Source organism: Micromonospora sp. NPDC002575, assembly GCF_042889525.1.
Taxonomy (GTDB): domain Bacteria; phylum Actinomycetota; class Actinomycetes; order Mycobacteriales; family Micromonosporaceae; genus Micromonospora; species Micromonospora carbonacea.
This window is the reverse complement of sequence record NZ_JBIARA010000007.1, coordinates 227,729-245,870: the sequence shown is the minus strand read 5'-3', so window position 1 is coordinate 245,870 and position 18,142 is coordinate 227,729. Positions and strand designations below refer to the sequence as shown.

General features: G+C 74.7%; 14 protein-coding genes. 12 read left to right on the top strand and 2 right to left on the bottom strand.

Annotated elements, in window-relative coordinates; genetic code table 11:
• The first annotated feature begins 65 nt into the window (after nucleotides 1–65).
• Both ACFYWL_RS13925 and ACFYWL_RS13920 read left to right on the top strand, forming a co-directional pair.
• Nucleotides 66–1,301, top strand: coding sequence for an RCC1 domain-containing protein (locus tag ACFYWL_RS13925; RefSeq protein WP_386971845.1), 1,236 nt, complete (start codon nucleotides 66–68; stop codon nucleotides 1,299–1,301).
• 397 nt (nucleotides 1,302–1,698) lie between these two features.
• The gene (locus ACFYWL_RS13920) at nucleotides 1,699–3,516 is read left to right on the top strand and encodes a hypothetical protein (protein WP_386971842.1); all 1,818 of its coding nucleotides are present in this window, start codon (nucleotides 1,699–1,701) and stop codon (nucleotides 3,514–3,516) included.
• Between the two features lie 48 nt (nucleotides 3,517–3,564).
• Here ACFYWL_RS13920 and ACFYWL_RS13915 read toward each other — a convergent pair whose 3' ends face one another.
• A complete protein-coding gene (locus tag ACFYWL_RS13915) occupies nucleotides 3,565–4,392 on the bottom strand; it encodes a DUF72 domain-containing protein (protein WP_386972023.1) in 828 nt (275 codons plus the stop codon).
• Nucleotides 4,393–4,520: 128 nt separating this feature from the next.
• On the opposite strand from ACFYWL_RS13915, the gene ACFYWL_RS13910 reads away from it, so the two are divergent.
• Genes ACFYWL_RS13910 through ACFYWL_RS13900 form a run of 3 tightly spaced genes read left to right on the top strand, consistent with a single transcriptional unit; the run spans nucleotide 4,521 to nucleotide 10,104 of the window.
• On the top strand, nucleotides 4,521–4,985 hold the full coding sequence (locus tag ACFYWL_RS13910) for a hypothetical protein (RefSeq protein WP_386971839.1): 465 nt from the start codon (nucleotides 4,521–4,523) through the stop codon (nucleotides 4,983–4,985).
• A 2-nt stretch (nucleotides 4,986–4,987) separates the two neighbouring features.
• Nucleotides 4,988–9,322, top strand: coding sequence for a type VII secretion protein EccCb (gene eccCb / locus ACFYWL_RS13905; RefSeq protein ID WP_386971836.1), 4,335 nt, complete (start codon nucleotides 4,988–4,990; stop codon nucleotides 9,320–9,322).
• 50 nt (nucleotides 9,323–9,372) lie between these two features.
• On the top strand, nucleotides 9,373–10,104 hold the full coding sequence (locus ACFYWL_RS13900; RefSeq protein WP_386971834.1) for a Clp protease N-terminal domain-containing protein: 732 nt from the start codon (nucleotides 9,373–9,375) through the stop codon (nucleotides 10,102–10,104).
• 51 nt (nucleotides 10,105–10,155) lie between these two features.
• Here the strand turns inward: ACFYWL_RS13900 and ACFYWL_RS13895 are convergent, their stop codons facing one another.
• On the bottom strand, nucleotides 10,156–10,674 hold the full coding sequence (locus tag ACFYWL_RS13895; protein ID WP_386971832.1) for a hypothetical protein: 519 nt from the start codon (nucleotides 10,672–10,674) through the stop codon (nucleotides 10,156–10,158).
• Between the two features lie 157 nt (nucleotides 10,675–10,831).
• Here ACFYWL_RS13895 and nfi point away from each other — a divergent pair, with 157 nt between their 5' ends.
• From nfi to manA, 7 genes are all read left to right on the top strand, one after another.
• Nucleotides 10,832–11,518 (top strand): deoxyribonuclease V, encoded by a 687-nt coding sequence (gene nfi / locus ACFYWL_RS13890; RefSeq protein ID WP_386971830.1) that lies wholly within the window; start codon nucleotides 10,832–10,834, stop codon nucleotides 11,516–11,518.
• A gap of 142 nt (nucleotides 11,519–11,660) precedes the next feature.
• A complete protein-coding gene (locus ACFYWL_RS13885; RefSeq protein WP_386971828.1) occupies nucleotides 11,661–12,752 on the top strand; it encodes a hypothetical protein in 1,092 nt (363 codons plus the stop codon).
• Between the two features lie 68 nt (nucleotides 12,753–12,820).
• The gene (locus ACFYWL_RS13880; RefSeq protein WP_386971825.1) at nucleotides 12,821–14,206 is read left to right on the top strand and encodes a phosphomannomutase/phosphoglucomutase; all 1,386 of its coding nucleotides are present in this window, start codon (nucleotides 12,821–12,823) and stop codon (nucleotides 14,204–14,206) included.
• 62 nt (nucleotides 14,207–14,268) lie between these two features.
• Nucleotides 14,269–14,454, top strand: coding sequence for a Trm112 family protein (locus tag ACFYWL_RS13875; RefSeq protein ID WP_043962058.1), 186 nt, complete (start codon nucleotides 14,269–14,271; stop codon nucleotides 14,452–14,454).
• A complete protein-coding gene (locus ACFYWL_RS13870) occupies nucleotides 14,451–15,647 on the top strand; it encodes an SIS domain-containing protein (protein WP_386971822.1) in 1,197 nt (398 codons plus the stop codon). Before ACFYWL_RS13875 ends, ACFYWL_RS13870 begins: the two co-directional genes overlap by 4 nt.
• Nucleotides 15,648–15,675: 28 nt before the next feature.
• Nucleotides 15,676–16,701, top strand: coding sequence for a cation diffusion facilitator family transporter (locus tag ACFYWL_RS13865; RefSeq protein ID WP_386971819.1), 1,026 nt, complete (start codon nucleotides 15,676–15,678; stop codon nucleotides 16,699–16,701).
• 2 nt (nucleotides 16,702–16,703) lie between these two features.
• Nucleotides 16,704–17,861, top strand: a complete 1,158-nt coding sequence (gene manA / locus ACFYWL_RS13860) for a mannose-6-phosphate isomerase, class I (protein ID WP_386971817.1) — start codon at nucleotides 16,704–16,706, stop codon at nucleotides 17,859–17,861.
• Nucleotides 17,862–18,142 lie beyond the last annotated feature (281 nt).

The following is an 18,142-nucleotide window of genomic DNA, read 5'->3' as shown; positions in this document are numbered from 1 at the left end:
GTGGCCCGCCGGGGCAACGCCGCCTCCGCCGTGCAGGAAACGACGTTTTGTGGGGAGAACGGGACATGAACGAACATCAGGACGGTCGCCGGTGGGCGCGCTGGGGGCGGGCGGCGAGGACCGCCGCCGCAGCGGCGGCGGCAGCCGTCGGGATCGCGGCGCTCGCCGTCGGAGTCACGGCGGGCCCGGCCACCGCGGGCGCGGGCTCCGCCGCGCGCGGGTCGCTGAACGCCTCGCTCGCCGCCGCGCCGGTCGCCCGGGTGGCGGCGGGTAACGCGCACACCTGCGCGATTCCCACCGACGGGACGCTGTGGTGCTGGGGCGACAACCTCAACGGCCAGCTCGGCGACGGGACCACCACGAACCGCGCCACCCCGGTCCAGGTCGGGGCGGCCACCACCTGGGCGCGCATCGACGCCGGCACCAGCAGCACATGCGGGGTGCGCACGGACGGGACGCTGTGGTGCTGGGGCGGCAACTCCAACGGGCAGCTCGGTGACGGGACCTCCACGAGGCGCACCGCCCCGGTGCGGGTCGGTGACGCCACCAACTGGGCCAGCGTCAGCGTCGCTGCCAACCACACCTGCGGCGTCCGCACCAACGGCACCCTGTGGTGCTGGGGCCTGAACCGCAACACGCAACTGGGCACCGGTTCGTCTCCCTACTGGACGACCACCCCGCTGCAGGTCGGCACGGCGACCACCTGGGCGAGCGTCGCGACCGGCTACGCGCACACCTGTGCCGTCCGCACCGACCGGACCCTGTGGTGCTGGGGCGACAGCACGGACGGCCAGCTCGGCCTCGGCATCCTGACCTACCGGTCGACGCCGACGCAGGTGGGTACCGCGACCAGTTGGGCCGGCGTGACGACCGGCTACGCGCACACCTGCGCGGTCCGCACCGACGGGACCCTGTGGTGCTGGGGCGAGAACGGGTACGGCCAGCTCGGCGGCGGCACCGGTTTCCAGACGACGCCGGTCCAGGTCGGCACCGCCACCACGTGGGCCAGGGTCGACGCCGGCGTCGACTCGTCGTGCGCGGTCCGCACCGACGGCAGCCTGTGGTGCTGGGGCAACAACAACTCCGGGCAGTTGGGCGACGGCACCACCACCCACCGGAACACCCCGACCCGGGTCGGGACCGCCACCACCTGGACGGACGGCCTCGCCGTGACCTACCACGGCTGCGCGGTCCGCACTGACGGCGGCCTGTGGTGCTGGGGCAACAACGTCTCGGGGCAGTTGGGCGACGGCACCACCACCAACCGGCCCACCCCGGCCCAGGTGGTCCTGCCGGGCTGACCGAGGCTCTCCCCGTTCCTCCCCGCGTCGCCGGCCCCGGTCCGCGCGGCGTGCCGGCGAAAGGCCCTGGCCCGGTGTGAATCACCAGGCCAGGGCCTTCTTCTGTTCTCTCGAACCGCACGGGCATTCGCCAACACCATTCGCGTCCACGGGTACGGCTGACAGGAGCAGTCGTCAGCGGTACGCTGTGGGCGCTCGGAATCCGAGCGGTATATCCATTTCTGTCATTCAGCCGGATTTCTGCCGGACTTCCGGCAGTGATGCCGTCGACCATTACTGCGTCCGAGTTGGCGATCCCGATTACTGTGGGTGTCGCTCTCGTTGTGTCCGGTAATCGTCAATGCATCACGACGAAGAGATTGTGTTGAGAGAGAGGGCAATGATGCATCGGCCCAGAATGTCTAGATGGCGCATGTTCTCCGCCGTCGCGCTCGGCGTCCTGCCGGTTCTTGCCGCCGCCCCGTCCACGGCGGCGGTTCCCGGGGAACCGGGGGTGCTGCCGCGACCGTCGACGACATTCGAGCACGAGTTGCTCGGGAAGGCGGTTCCCGACGAATGTTTCGCCGGGATCGGGCAGCCCTACCCGGCCGGCCCGCCGTGCGCGCAGGGGCAGGCCAAGGTCAACCAGGCGTACGTGTGGTCACTCGCCCAGGCGAACAATCGCCTGTGGTTCGGCACCGGGGCGAATGTTAACTGCATCGTAACGGGGTCGACTCTCTCCCTGCCGAACCCGCGGCTGAACGACGACTATGTCTGCGAGTTCGCGAGCAGTCAGATTGTCGTACAGAATCCGACCATGCCGACAAACGTGGGCGATCACCGGCAGCCCCGGGTGTACGTCTACGATTTGGCCTCCAAAGTGCAGACGGAGAAGACGGGCGTCATCATGAACGCGTCGGCCGACGACGCGTCCCGGCTGAAGAGGACGCTGGGCCTGCGGGCCGGCGGAACGCACCAGGGGGTCGTGTTCCTCGCCGGGCCGGCCCTCGGGCAGACGGTCAACATGTTCGCCTTCGACACGGTCACCGGCGATTACCTCGGCTCGGCCAACTTCGCCAAGTACGGCAACATCCGCCACTTCCTGGTGGCCGGCGACGTCCTCTACGCGGGCGTCGGGGTCGGCGCCAACGGCCGGGACGGCGGGTACATGCTGCGCTGGGCCGGCGACCGGGCCAACCCGTTCAACTTCGTCGAGGTCGGCAAGTTGCCGGCGCAGATCGCCGACCTGACGGAGCACGACGGCCGGGTCTTCGTCAGCACCTGGTCGGCGGCGACCGGCGGGTCGCTCGCCGCGCGTTCGGCGGCCCGCTCCGGCTGGGGCCGTCCCGGCGTCACGCCGACCGACGAGGCCAACCCCGGCATCGCCGGCGTCTGGATGAGCCCGCCGCTGGCCGACGGCGCGCCGGGCCTGACGGAGGAGGACATCGCCGGCTGGAAGCAGGTCTGGAGCGCGGCCTCCTACGAGCCGGACCCGGTCATCGCCGGGACGTACGGCCTCGGTGCGCTGATGTCCTACCAGGGCTACCTCTACTGGGGCACGATGCACGTCCCGATGAAGTCGACGAGCGTGCTCGCCGACCTCTACCCGCCGGCCGACGAGACCGCGGCGCGAACGATGCTGGAGAACTCCCAGCGCGCGGTGAGCATCTTCCGGGGCAAGCGGTTCGACACCAACCTGGAGAAGGTGGAGCTGCTCTACGGGGAGCGGCGGCTGCCGGCGTACGACCCGGCGGCGAACGGCGGCGCGGGCGCGTGGAAGTGGACCTCCACCGGCTACCGCGCGAAGTACGGCCACATCGGGTTCGGCAACATCTACACCAACTACACCTGGACCATGGCCGTCTCCGGCGGCCGGTTGTTCGTCGGCACGATGGACTGGAGCTACCTCGCGAAGGACCTGCTGCCCGAGGCCGCGCGGCAGATGGGCTTCGCCAACGCGGCGCGGGGGCTGAGCGACGGCCTGGACCCAATCGAGATCGACCCCGAGCTCTACGGCGGCGACCTGTACGTGTTCGAGTCGAGCCTGCGGCCCGCCACCGCGGTCGACACCAAGGGGCTGGGCAACTACCTCAACTACGGCTTCCGCACCATGGTCGCCGACGGTTCGACCCTGTACCTCGGGATGGCCAACCCGATGAACCTGCGTACCGACCCGACCGACGACGTGCCGGAGGGCGGCTGGGAGCTGATCAGGCTCACCCCGAAGAGGCGCTGAGTGACCCGTGGGGCTGCCCGCACGTGCCGGGCGGCCCCACGGTGGCCCTCAGAAGAGGGTGAGCGGCTCGGCCGGCGTCGGCTCGGGCAGCGCCTCGATGCCGGGCACGCGCCCGCGTACCTCGTCGTGGAAGCGGCGGGCGAGCGCGGGCGCGTCGGCATTGTCGGGGGTGTGGACGAAGACGGTCGGCGACCGGCCCTCGCGCAGCCAGCCGGCGACCACGTCGACCCAGTGCCGCCAGCCGGCGACGGTCCGCGCGGTGTCGTCGCGGCCGAGATATCGGACGATCGGCCGGTCGGTCAGCGCGCGGGTCCGCAGCGGCAGGCGCGGCTTCCTGGTCCACGCCTCCCGCTCCGCGTCGCTGGTCGGCGGGCCCGCGAAGAAGGCGGTGGTGTCGAAGGGGATCCACTCGGCGTCGGTGACGGCGAGCGCCTCCTCGAGGAGGCGCGCCGCGTGGGCGTCGGCGAAGAACGCGGGATGGCGCACCTCCACGGCCTGCCGGTGGGACGCGGGGAGCCGGCGCAGGAAGCGGGCCAGCGCGGGGACGTCGCCGGGGCCGAACGACCCCGGCAACTGGACCCAGAGCGCGTGGGCCCGGGGCCCGAGCGGCTCGATCGCGTCCAGGAAGGCACGAAGCTCGGCGTCGGCGTCGGCGAGGCGGCGTTCGTGGGTGACGAGCTTGGGCAGCTTGACCACGAACCGGAAGTCGGCGTCGGTCTGTCGCGCCCACGACGCCACGGCGTCCCGGCTCGGGGTCGCGTAGAACGTGGTGTTCCCCTCGACCGCGTCGCACCAGCCGGCGTAGTGCCGCAGGCGCTCCTGGGCGGGCGACGGGTGCGGCAGGAAGCGCCCCTGCCAGGACCGGTGCGCCCACATCGCGCATCCCACGTGCAGCCGCATGGGCCCGACCCTATCCGGGCGCGCCGGCCTGCGGCGGCACGGGCCCACCGGACTGGCGTCGGTGGTGTTGAATGTGGAGATCCCGCCGTCTGACGGAGGTGCTCATGTCGGAGCTTCACCTGCTCGTGGAGCCGGCCGCGGCGGTCCCCGCCGAGCGGGTCGACCAGCTCGCCGGGGGGCTCGCCGACGACCTGCGGGCCGTGCGGGGGCTGCGCGTCGCGTACGCCCAGTCGCCCGCGACCACCCACGGCAAGTCGCAGCAGGCCTGGGAGTTGGGCATGCTGGCCGTCGGTGGCCTCTTCTCGGCCGCCACCATGCGCACGATCGCGCTGATCGCGGTGGCCTACGCCGACCGGATCAAGGCACGGTCGGTCCGGCTGCGCCGGGGCGACCGGGAGTTGGTGATCACCGGGGCGACGAAGGTCGACGACGCGCTCGTCGCCCAGCTCGTCGCGCTGCTGGCCGACCCGGCCCCGGCGGCGGAGCCGGGCGCGCTGCCGCCGCCGGCCGCCGGGCCGGGCGGGCTGCCGCCGACGGGGACGAGCGGCGGTGCCGCCCTCGGGGGCTGATCGTGGGACAGCGGCGCGCCCTGCTGATCGCCAACGACCGGTACGTCGACGAGGCGCTGAGCGACCTGTACGCGCCCCGGGAGGAGGCGCGGGACCTGCTGAGCCTGCTCGCCGACGCGGACATCGGGGCGTTCGACCAGACGGTGCTGCTGGAAAACGAGTCGAAGAGCTCGATCGAGCGGGCCATGGAGTCGATGCTGCGCGCGGCCGGCCCGGAGGACCTGGTCCTGCTCTACTTCTCCGGCCACGGGGTGCGCAGCAGCAAGCGGGGCCGGCTGCACCTGGCGGTGTCGAACACGGAGGTGGACCGGCTCTCCTCCACGGCGGTGTCGGCGTCGTTCGTCCGCGAGCTGCTCGACGAGTCGGACGCGGCGAGCTTCGTGCTCCTGCTCGACTGCTGTTACAGCGGGGCGTTCGAGGGGCAGGGCCTCAAGACCACCGACGACCTGGCCATCGACGGTGAGCTGAAGACCGGGTACGGCCGATACGTGATCACCGCCACCAACTCGGTGGAACGGGCCGACGACGGCCGGCCGGCGTCGGGGGGCGCGCCGCGGCTGCGCTCGGCGTTCACCGAGACGGTCATCCAGGGCCTCAGCACCGGCGCCGCCGACCTCACGGGCCAGGGCCGGATCACCCCGGACGACCTGTGGCGGTACGTGCGCATGGAGCTGCCCAGGCGCACGACGTCGCAGTCGCCGTCCCAGTTCGGGCAGGTCAGCGACGAGATCCACATCGCGCTGTCGCGGGAGGGCCACCACCGCCAGCGGCAGCGGCGCGACCACCGGGACCTGCGCCTGGGCGACCTGCTCGGGCCGTTGGAGCCGACCGACGACGTGCGGCTCTGCGCCGTCGACTGGCGGCGGCGCGGGCTGCTCAAGGTGCCGGTCGGCCAGGCACACCGGCTCGACCAGCCTGCCGGCGAGCCGCTCTGGCTCGACCTCGCCTCGTCCGAGGGGCACCTGCTGGTGGTCGGGCGGGCCGGCAGCGGCAAGACCACCCTGATCCGCACCATCGTCGGCGGGCTGGCGCTTACCCACTCCGACCAGGAGGTGGCCGTCCACTGCCTGGAGTCCGGCGGGAACTGGTTGGGCCCGATGCGCCGGCTGCCGCACGTGCGCGAGGTCGTCGGCGACGACGAGGTCGCCGAGGTCGGCGTCCTGCTGGACCGGCTGGAGCGGGACGTCCTCGCCCGCAAGAAGCTGTTCCGCCGCTACGGGCTGGAGTCGCCCAACAGCCTGCGCGCCCGGCGCGCCACCCTGGACGGCGGGCCGTACCCGGACGTGTTCCTGGTGGTCGACCGGTGGCAGGACTTCGCCGCCCTGCGGCCGGACTTCACCGCCCGGGTGGTCGACCTGGCCAACAAGGGCCTGGGGTACGGCGTGCACGTCGCCGTCGTCGAGCGTAGCTGGCGGGCGATCCCGGAGGAGCTGCTGGAGCTGCCGCAGGCGAGGATCGAGACCCGGCTGTCCCAGCCGCAGGAGTCGCGGATCAGCCCCGAGCTGGCGGGGCGGTTGCCGGCGAACCTGCCGGGCTGGGCGATCCACGGCCGGCGCACCTTCCGCATCGCCCTGCCCGACCTGACGGTCAGCGACGCCGATCCGGAGACCGAGACCCCCGGCGCGGCGGACGAGGCGGGGCTCATGGTGTCGCTGATCGCGCAGGCGTGGGCGACCACGGCGCAGACCGAGGAGGCGGGCGCCACCCGGCGGGTGCCGTTCCACGGGCACTCGGACGAGGCGTTGGCCCTGGTCGGTGTGGCGGACTACGCGGCATTGGCCGACTTCGCGGGCGCCGACGAGCCGCTCGGCCCGGACTTCCTGCGGCTGCCGATCGGCGTCGCGGAGGACGGCCAGCCGGTGCTGCTGGACCTGAAGGAGTCCGCCCGGGGCGGGATGGGCCCGCACGGGGTGCTGGTCGGCGCGCCCGGGTCGGGCAAGGGCGAGTTCCTGCGGGCGCTCGTGCTCGGGCTCGCGGCCCGGCACTCCGCCGCCCGGTTCAACGTGCTGCTGGTGAACTTCAAGGGCGAACACACCCTCGGCCTGTTGACCGAGCTGCCGCACGTCGCCGGGCAGGTCGCCAACCTCGCCGAGGACCCGGCCCTGATCGACCGGCTGCGCGACGCGCTCGGCGGCGAGCTGGCCCGCCGGCAGGAGCTGCTGCGTGCCGGCGGCGGCCTGCCGAACTGGTGGGCGTACGAGCAGGCCAGGGAGGCCGGCGCGGCGCTGGCCGAGCTGCCGGCGCTGCTGGTCGTCTGCGACGAGTTCGCCGACCTGCTCACCTTTCGGCCGGACCTGGGCGAGCTGTTCGCCAGGATCGGCCGGGTCGGCCGCGCGCTGGGCGTGCACCTGCTGCTGTCCGGGCAGCGGGTGGAGGAGGGCCGGCTGCGCGGGCTGGAGACCTACCTGTCGTACCGGATCGCCCTGCGGACGTTCTCGGCGCAGGAGAGCCGGCTGGTGATCGGGGCGCCCGACGCGTACGGGCTGCCGTCGGCACCCGGGAGCGGCTACCTGCGCACCGGGCCCGACGCCCCGGTCCGGTTCCGGGCGGCGTACGTCTCGGGGCCGCTGGGCGCGCGCCCCGGCCCCGCGGAGCCGGGGCTGCCCGAGTTGCCCGGGAGCCTCCTGGACATCGTGGTGGCCCGGCTGCGGGGCGGCGCGCCCAGGGCGCGGCAGATCTGGTTGCCGCCGCTGGACGCCTCGCCCAGCCTGGGCGAGCTGCTGCCGCCGGCCGACGCGTCCACCCCCGGGTCGCCGGCCGACCCGCCGGGGTTCCTCGCCGTGCCCGTGGGGGTGGTCGACCGCCCGTACGAGCAGCGCCGCGATCCGCTGACGGTGGAGCTGACCGGCGCGGGCGGGCACGTCGCCGTGGTGGGCGCGCCGCTGACCGGCAAGAGCACGCTGGTGCAGACGGTCGTCGCCGCGTTGGCCCTGACCCACGGCCCCCGGGAGGTGCAGTTCTTCTGCCTCGACTTCGGCGGTGGGCGGCTGGGCGTCCTGGCCGGGTTGCCGCACGTGTCCGGGGTGGCCGGGCGGCGCGACGTCGAGGCGGTGGGCCGGACCGTCGCCGAGGTGGTGGGAATCCTCGACCGGCGCGAGGTCCGGTTCGCGGAGCTGGGCATCGAGTCCATGGCGGCCTACCGTCGCCTGCGCGCCGAGGGCGCGCACCTCGACGACCCGTTCGGCGACGTGTTCCTCGTGGTCGACGGCTGGCCGACCCTGCGGCGGGAGCACGAGGACCTGGAGGACACGGTCGCCGACATCGCCGGCCGCGGGCTGACGTACGGGGTGCACCTGCTGGTCACCTCCGGTCGCTGGGTCGACTTCCGGCCCGGCCTGCGGGACCTCCTCGAAACCCGGCTGGAGCTGCGCCTCGCCGACCCGTACGAGTCGGAGGTCGGCCGGCGGGCGGCGGCGAACGTCCCCGAGCGGTCCCCGGGGCGGGGCGTCACCGGCGGCAGGGAGCACTTCCTGGCCGCCCTGCCCCGCGTCGACGGACAGGGCGGTGTCGCTGACCTGGCGGAGGCGACGGCGGCGCTGGTGGCGGGGGTGGCCGCGGCGTGGCCGGGGGAGGCGGCGCCACCGGTGCGGCTGCTGCCGCTGCGGCTGACGGTCGCCGAGCTGGACCGCGCGTGCCCCGCCGGGGAGCCGGGCCTGCCGATCGGGCTGGACGAGGCGACGCTGCGGCCGGTCGTGCTCGACCCGGGGGCCGACCCGCACCTGATCGTCTTCGGCGACGCCGAGTGCGGCAAGACGAACCTGCTCCGGCTCGTCGCCCGGCAGGTCGTCGCCCGATATTCCCCGCTTGAGGCGCGGCTAGTGATCGCCGACTACCGGCGCGGGCTGCTCGGCGTCGTCGAGGGGGAGCACCTGTTCGACTACGCCCCCTCCGAGCAGTCCTTCGCCCAGACGGTCGCGCAGGTCCGCGCCGAGTTGCGCGGCCGGCTGCCGGGCCCGGACGTCACCCCGCAGCAGCTGCGCGAGCGGAGCTGGTGGCGGGGCCCGGAGCTGTACGTGCTGGTGGACGACTACGACCTGATGGCGGCGGGCGGCACCAACCCGCTGAACGCGCTGCGGGAGCTGCTGCCGGTCGCGGGGGACGTCGGCCTGCACCTGGTGCTGGCCCGGCGGTGCGGCGGGGCGGCCCGCGCGCTCTACGAGCCGGTGCTACAGACCCTGCGTGAGCTGGGCTCGGCCGGACTGCTGATGTCGGGCGACCGGGGGGAGGGGGTGATCCTCGGGAACCTGCGCCCGCGTCCGTTGCCGCCGGGCCGGGGGGTGCTGGTCCGCCGCCGGGAGGGGCAGCAGTTGGTCCAGACCGCGCTCGTCGAGGCGTGATCGTCAACTCCGGGTTGACGATCGAGCCATCGTCAACCTATGGTTGACGCATGACGGAACACGCCCAGCTTCCCCATCCGGTCCGGCTCGACGACCTCATCGCGGGGATCAAGAAGGCCCGCCCCGACGTGCTCGACCAGCTCGCCGACGCGGTCGTGGCCGCCGACCACCTCGGCGACATCGCCGACCACCTCATCGGCCACTTCGTCGACCAGGCCCGCCGCTCCGGCGCGTCCTGGACGGAGATCGGCCGCAGCATGGGGGTCAGCAAGCAGGCCGCCCAGAAACGGTCCGCCGCCAAGGCGGAGACGGCCGCCACGCTCGACCCGAGCGCCGGATTCGGCCGGTTCACCCCGCGCGCCCGCAACGTGGTGCTGGCCTCGCAGGAGGAGGCGCGCGCGGCCGGCAACGCCGAGATCACCCCGGGACACGTCGTGCTCGGCCTGCTCGCCGAGCCGGAGGGGCTGGCCGCCGCGCTGATCGCCGCTCGGGGCGTACCCCTGGAGCGGCTCCGGGAGGCCGCCACCGGGACCCTGCCGGCCAAGGCCGACCAGGTCCCGGACCTGATCCCCTTCGACGCGCGGGCCAAGAAGGTCCTGGAGCTGACGTTCCGGGAGGCGCTGCGCATGGGGCACAACTACGTCGGTACGGAGCACATCCTGCTCGCCCTGCTTGAGGAGGAGGGCGGCGACGGCGTGCTCGGCGGGCTCGGTCTGGAGAAGGACGCCCTGGAGTCCGCCGTGGAGGGCGCGCTGGCCGAGCTCGCCCGCAAGGGGGCCTGAACCGCGTCGGGCACGCGCCACGGGGGCGCGTGCCCGACGTCGCTGCGGCGGTCAGTCGGCGGCGGGGAAGCCGTAGCGCGCGGCGTGCTCCGGGTCGGCCGGGTCGACCTGCCGGATGCCGGCGTCGGCGAGCCGCTTGTTCACCTCGTCGAGCTGCTCCCGGACCAGCCGGGCCTCCTCCTCGGTGACCCGGCCCCGGTGCGGCTTGCCGGCATGCTCGATGGTGCCGTAGTCGACCTTCTCGGCGCCCTTGCGGGCCTTCGGCGGGCGCACCCGCTCGGCGGTCTTCAGCAACTGGGCCATCGGCACGTCGGTGGCCATCGCGTCGAACTCGCTGGCCGTCAGCACCACCCGGCGGGGCTCGCCGCCGCCGTGCCGGTCGTGGATCTCGACCACCGCGACGTCCAGGGCCGCGTCGTCGATGCTCTCCACCTCCGTCGCGGTGGCGTCGAGCTGCACGGGCCCCGCGACCAGGTCGGGATGCTCCAGCACCACGACGCGGACCACCTCGTCGTCCGGCTGCAGAACGGTGCCGCTGAAGTCGGAGACGTGGATCGTCTTCTTGCCCATGCGCGGAGCTTCTCCTGTCGGTGACCGGTTGTCGGACCAGAAGAAATTACCCGACAGGTGTGCGAAACGGCGGGCTGGACCGGACGGGTGTGTCGCCGCGCCAACGGCCGGTCGGCGCACCGGGCCGGTGCCGCGGGACGCCGCCTACGATCACCGGATGGACAGCCCGGTCGCCGCCCCGCCGCCCCGGACCGAGGCCGAGGCGCTCGCCGTGCAGGACCGGCTGCGCCCGCTGGTGGACCCGACCGGGCCGGGACCCGCCGCGCCCGCGACGGTGGCCGGGCTCGACGTCGCGTACGCCGAGAGCGGCGACCGGCTCGCGGCGGCCGTCACCGTGCTGGACGCCCGGACGCTGGCCGTGGTGGACCAGGCGGTGAGCGTGGGCCGGCCCGCCTTCCCGTACGTCCCCGGGCTGTTCGCCTTCCGGGAGCTGCCCGCCCTGCTGGCGGCGCTGGACCTGCTGACGGTCCGCCCGGAGCTGCTGGTCTGCGACGGGCACGGGCTGGCCCATCCGCGCCGGTTCGGGCTCGCCTGCCACCTGGGCGTGGTGACCGGCCTGCCGGCGATCGGGGTCGGCAAGACGCCGCTGGTGGGCCGGTGGGAGCCGCCGGCGGGGGCGCGTGGCGACTGGTCCCCGCTGTGCGACGGCGGGGAGGTGGTGGGCCGGGTGCTGCGCACCCGGGACGGCGTGAAGCCGGTCTTCGTCAGCGTCGGGCACCGGATGGGGCTGGAGAACGCGTGCGCCCGGGTGCTCGCGCTGACGCCCCGCTACCGGCTGCCGGAGACCACCCGCACCGCCGACCGGCTCTGCCGCGCCGCGCTCGCGAGCCGCAGCGGGGCGTGAGAGAGCCGCAGCGGGGTGTGAGAAGGGGACCCCTCTCTACCGTATGCGTTAACAAGGGGCCCCTCCTTTCCGCGCCGAGCCGGGATCGGCGGCCGGTAGTAACCTGACCCGCGGACCCGGCAGGGAGAAACGGCAGGTGATCATGGCGCTACGTCGGCACGCGACGCGGCTCGCGGCGGTCTGCGTGATGCTGGGCGGCCTCGTGGCCGCCGCGGCGTCGCCGGCCCAGGCCGAGGGCGACTCGGTGCGGGTGCGCGCCACCGACAGCTTCCGGCCGGGCGGCTCGCCCGGGGCGGTCAACGTCGAGGTGCGCAAGCGCACCGAGGGCTGCGTGGTGCTGCGCACCGGGATGGGCCTCAGCCTCGCCGGCCTCGCCGCAAACCAGGTCACCGCGCAGGTGAACCTCGGGGGCCGCTGGGTCCCGGTGCCGGTCTCCGGCGGCGGGGGAGCGGTCGCCACGGGCCGGTCCGCCCCGACGAAGCCGACCCTGTGCAAGGGCAAGGGCATCACCATGCGTTACCGGCTGACGTTCGCGGCGGGGACGCCGGGCGGCCGGCTCACGGTGGTCGGCGAGGCGGTCGACGGGCGGGGCCGGGCCCTCGGCCGGGACGCCGTCGCGGCCCGGGTGGTCGGGCCGCAGGCCGCGAGCCCGACGCCCACGCCGAGCCGCAGCCCGTCCCGGTCGCCGAGCCCGAGCGCGAGCCCGACGGCGGAGCCCACGACCGACGCGCCGACCGCCGGGGAGCCGACCCTGGCCGCCGTCGCCGCCGGAGCCGCCGGGACCGGCGCCGCAGCCGCGGCGCAGGAGGGCTCCGGCGGGCTGTCCTGGATCATGCTCTTCGGCGTCGGCCTGGTCGTGCTGGGCGTCGGCCTGATCGTGCTGCTGGTGCGCCGGTCGCGGGCCGACCGGGAGCCGGCCGACGACCCGGACGCCCTCCCCGGCGTCCCGCTGTCGCGCAACCCCGGCGGCACCACCTACCGCTCGGGGACGCCCGCGCCGCCCGCGCCGGCGCAGACGCCGCCGACCCCCGGCGTGTACGGCCGGCCGGCCGCGCCGCCGTCCGGCGGGGTGTACGGTTCCCGCCCCGGCACGCCGGCCGCTCCGCCCCCCGGCGGCGGGGTCTACGGCGGCCCGGCGCGTCCCGCCGACGGTGGCGTGCCGGGGCCGGGCGAGCCACCCGCGCCCGCCGGCGGGGGCGACGCGACGACGATCATGCCGCGCCTGCCCGGCTGAGGCCGGCCGCCCGCCGGTGCTCCGATACGCTCAGGGCGTTGGCGACCTGCGGCGAAGGAGCGAAGCGCGTGTCTGATCTGTCCCGGATCGTGAAGGCGTACGACGTCCGTGGGACGGTGCCGGACCAATGGGACGAACGGGTCGCCGAGGCGTTGGGGGTCGCCTTCGGGCAGGTGCTCGCCGCCGCCGGTGAGCCCGGTGACGCGGTGGTGATCGCGCACGACATGCGGGCCAGCGGGCCGGGCCTGGCGGAGGCGTTCGCCGTGGGCGTCCGGTCCGAGGGGCGCTCCGTGATCGAGCTGGGGCTGGCCTCCACCGACATGCTCTACTACGCCTCCGGCACGCTGGGGCTGCCCGGGGCGATGTTCACCGCCAGCCACAACCCGGCGCAGTACAACGGCATCAAGATGTGCCGGGCCGGCGCCCGCCCGATCGGTCAGGACAGCGGGCTGGCCGACATCCGGGACCGGGCGCAGGCCCTGCTCGACTCCGGCGTCGCCCGTCCGGCCGGCGCGCCGAGCCGACCGACGCAGCGGCGCGACCTGCGCCCGGAGTACGCGGCCCACCTGCGCAAGCTGGTCGACCTGTCCGGCATCCGGCCGCTGAAGGTCGTGGTCGACGCGGGCAACGGGATGGGCGGCTGGACGGTGCCCAGCGTCCTCGGCGACGCCGTGCTGCCCGCGTTGCCGCTGGAGATCGTGCCGCTCTACTTCGAGCTGGACGGCACCTTCCCCAACCACGAGGCCAACCCGTTGGACCCGGCCAACCTGGTCGACCTCCAGCGGGCCGTCCGCGAGCACGGTGCCGACCTGGGGCTGGCGTTCGACGGCGACGCCGACCGCTGCTTCGTGGTCGACGAGCGCGGCGAGCCGGTCTCCCCGTCGGCGATCACCGCCCTGGTCGCGGTCCGCGAGCTGGCCAAGCACCCCGGCTCCACGGTGATCCACAACCCGATCACCTCCCGCGCGGTGCCGGAGATCATCCGCGAGCACGGCGGCGAGCCGGTGGTGACCCGGGTCGGCCACTCCTTCATCAAGGCCGAGATGGCCCGCACCAACGCCGTCTTCGGCGGCGAGCACTCCGCCCACTACTACTTCCGCGAGTTCTGGTTCGCCGACACCGGCATGCTGGCCGCCATGCACGCCCTCGCGGCGCTCGGCGGGCAGGCCCTGCCCCTGTCCGAGCTGGCCCGCGAGTACGAGCGCTACGTCGCCTCCGGTGAGATCAACTCCACGGTGGCCGACCAGGCGGCGAGCATCGCGCAGGTGCGGGCCGCGTATCCGCAGGCGGCGGTCGACGAGCTGGACGGGCTGACCCTGAGCTTCCCCGACGGCGCCTGGTTCAACCTGCGCGCCAGCAACACCGAGCCGCTGCTGCGCCTGAACGTCGAGGCACCGACCGAGGAGCGGATGATCTCCCTCCGCGACGAGGTGCTCGACCGGGTTCGCCGATAAGATCCCCTGCGCCGGCCGGCACCGCCGACCGCCGCCTACGCACCCGTGGAAGGAGCCGCACCATGGCCCTGGACCCGCAGTTGCTCGAGATCCTCGCCTGTCCGGACACACACCACGCCCCGCTCGACTACGACGCGGGGGCGCAGACGCTGACCTGCACCGAGTGCGGGCGGATCTTCGAGGTGCGCGACGACGTGCCGGTGCTGCTGCTCGACGAGGCGCGCGGCGGACCCGCGCAGCAGTCGTGATGGAGGGTACGGCCGGGGTCAGCGGGCACCGGCACGCCGACGAGGCCCTGCTGGACGACCCGGACGCCCTCGCCGAGCAGGACCCGGGCGGCATGCTGCGGTTCATGGCCTCGGCCGGGGCGCAGGTGCGGGAGTCCGCCGCCCTGGCGGCCGAGGCCAACCTCACCGTGCTCGCCGACGAGGGCCGCCCGCGGGCGGTCGTGATCGCCGGCATCGGCACCGCCGGGCGTACCGGGGACGTGCTGGCCACGGTCGCCGGGCCGCGCTGCCCGGTCCCGGTCATCCCGCACCGCAGCGCCGGCGTGCCCGGCTGGGTGGGCGCGGCCGACGTGGTGATCGCGGTCAGCGCCTCCGGCCGCAGCCCCGAGGCGCTCGGCGCGGCCGAGGCCGCCCACCGCCGGGGGGCCCGCCTGGTCGCCGTCGGCGCGCCCGACTCGCAGTTGCAGTCGGTGGCCGAGCGGGCCCGCGCGCCGTTCATCCCGGTGCCCCGCCGCGCCCCGGCCCGGGCCAGCCTGTGGGCGCTCACCGTGCCGGTTCTGCTCGCCGCCCGTACGCTCGGGCTCGTGAAGGTCAACGAGGCGGATCTGGCGGAGACGGCGGCGCGGCTCGACGCCGACGCCGACCGCTGCCGCGCCACGGCCGAGTCGTTCGTCAACCCGGCGAAGTCCCTCGCCCTGGGGCTGGCCGGCTCGGTGCCGATCGTCTGGGGCTCGTCGCCGCTGGCGACCGTCGCGGCCCGCCGGTTCGGCGACACCCTGTCGGCCAACGCCCGCTACCCGGTGGTCAGCGGGGCGCTCGGCGAGGCCGGCCGGGGCCGCGTCGGCCTGCTCGACGGCGTGTTCGGCGGGCTGGCCGAGGGGGAGCGGGACATCTTCGCCGACCCGGGCGAGTCCGACGGCGAGGGCACGCGGCTGCGGCTGGTGCTGCTGCGCGACGGCGGGCTCAACGCCGAGGACGACGCCGACGAGCCGCTGGCGGTCGAGGAGCGCCGGGCCGACGCCGTGCAGACCCTCGCCGAGCGGCGCGGGGTCCGCTGCGACGTGGTGACGGCCGAGGGCGGCTCCGCGCTGGAGCGGCTCGCGTCGCTGGTGGCGGTGCCCGACTTCGCCTCCGTCTACCTCGCCCTGGCACACGGGCTGGACCCGATGGCGGTCCCGGCCATCACCGAGATGAAGGAGCTGGCAAACCAGTGAGCACGTGCGGCATCGAACGGGGAGTGGCGTGAGCGCCAACGGTGGTACGAGGGCGATCGTCGCGGCCCTGCTGGCCAATGTCGGCATCGCGGTCACGAAGTTCATCGCGTTCCTGTTGACGGGCTCCTCGTCGATGCTCGCCGAGTCGATCCACTCGGTGGCCGACTCGGGCAACCAGGGCCTGCTGCTGCTCGGCGGCCGGCGGGCCCGGCGCGAGGCCACCCCGCAGCACCCCTTCGGGTACGGCCGGGAGCGCTACGTCTACGCGTTCATCGTGGCCATCGTGCTGTTCAGCCTCGGTGGCCTGTTCGCGCTCTACGAGGCGTGGCACAAGGCGGCCGACCCGCACCCGATCGAGAGCTGGAAGTGGGTGCCGGTCGTCGTGCTGGTGGCGGCGATCGTGATGGAGAGCTTCTCCTTCCGCACGGCGATCGTGGAGTCCAACCTCATCCGGGGCAACCAGTCCTGGGTGCGGTTCATCCGCCGGTCCAAGGCCCCCGAGCTGCCGGTGGTGCTGCTGGAGGACTTCGGCGCGCTGGTCGGCCTGGTCTTCGCCCTCTTCGGCGTCGGGATGACCCTGATCACCGGCAACGGGATGTGGGACGCGGCCGGCACGGCGATGATCGGCGTCCTGCTGGTGGTCATCGCGGTCACCCTGGCGATCGAGACCAAGAGCCTGCTGCTCGGCGAGGGCGCCGAGCCGACCGACGTGGCGACCATCGAGCGGGCCGTCACCGACGGCCCGGAGGTGGAGCGGATCATCCACATGAAGACGCTCTACCTGGGCCCGGAGGAGCTGCTGGTGGCCGCGAAGATCGCGGTGCCGGCGTGCGAGAGCGCCGAGGAGCTGGCGCGGGGGATCAACGCCGTCGAGGCGCGGATCCGTGCGGCCGTCCCGGTCGCCCGGGTGATCTACCTGGAGCCGGACATCTGGTCCGCCACCGCGCAGCGGGCCGGCACCGGCGCCGCCGCGCACACCGCCGTCGCCACGCCGGAGGCCGCCGCGCCGCAGGCGGCGGTGACCGGCGCGGACGAGTCGCACGCCGGGAGCTGACCATGGAGCCGCTGCACGGCCCGATCCGGGACTACGCCTGGGGTTCGCGCTCGGCGATCGCCGGGTTGCAGGGGCGGCCCGTGCCGAGCCCCGGGCCGGAGGCGGAGCTGTGGCTGGGCGCCCACCCGGGCGCCCCGGCCAGCGTGCAGCGCGACGGCGAGCCGGTGAGCCTGCTCGACGTGCTGGCCGCCGAGCCGGGGCGCTGGCTCGGCGAGCGGTCGGTGCGGCGGTTCGGCCCCCGGCTGCCGTTCCTGCTCAAGGTGCTCGCCGCCGACGCGCCGCTGAGCCTGCAGGCGCACCCCGACGCGGAGCAGGCCCGCGCCGGGTACGCGGCCGACGCGGCGCGTCCGGCGGCGGAGCGCAACTACGCCGACCCGCACCACAAGCCGGAGCTGCTGGTCGCGCTCACGCCGTTCGCGGCGCTGTGCGGCTTCCGCGATCCGGCGGTGTCGGCGGCGGCGCTGGCCGCGTTCGGCGTGCGGGGGCTGGAGCCGGTGGTGGCGGCGCTGCACGAGGGCTCGGCGGGGCTGCGGGAGGCCGTCCGGCTGCTGCTGAGCTGGCCGGAGGCCGAGCGGGCGGGCCTGGTGGCGGCGGTGCTGGCGGCGGACACCGCCGGGCCGGACGCGGCGCTGGCGCGGGCGCTGGCCGCCCACTATCCCGGCGACCCGGGGGTGCTGGTGGCGCTGCTGCTGCACCACGTGCGGCTCGCGCCCGGGGAGGCGATCTGGATGCCGGCCGGCAACCTGCACGCCTACCTGCGGGGCGCCGGCGTGGAGATCATGGCGGCCAGCGACAACGTGCTGCGCGGCGGCCTGACCCCGAAGCGGGTGGACGTCGACGAGCTGCTGCGGGTGCTGCGCTTCGAGGTGCTCGACGACCCGCTGGTGACCCCGCAGCAGGTGTCGCCCCAGGTGGTGCGCTGGCCGGTGCCGGTCGACGACTTCGCGCTGCACCGGGCGGTCGTGGCCGGCGCGCCGGTGCGGCTCGCGGTGCCGGGCCCCCGGGTGGTGCTCTGCCGCGCGGGGAAGGTCTCGGCCGACGACGGGACGGGCGGGGTCGTCCTCGCGCCGGGGCAGGCCGCCATCGGTCCCGCCGATGCCGGGCCGCTCGTCCTCGACGGCGAGGGCGAGGCGTACGTGGCGACCAGCGGGCTGGACTGAAGGGCCCCTCGGGTCCGGCTAAAGCCGGGCTTGGGTCCGGCTTGGCCTGGCGTGTCTTCGGCTCGTCCGACTTGCCTGCGGCGGCGCGGCCGACGGTGGCAGGTGGGCCGGGGCGGCTCGGTGGATCCCGGCGACACAAATCGGGAATTCCCGAAATGACTTGACGACGTGCTGTCTCCGGGTAACTTCTTAGGTGCGCAGCGTCACCGCGACGAAGGTCCGGCGGCGTGCGGGGAACCAAACCGGGGGGATGCACGGGGCGGCCGGACCGTGGGCGGACA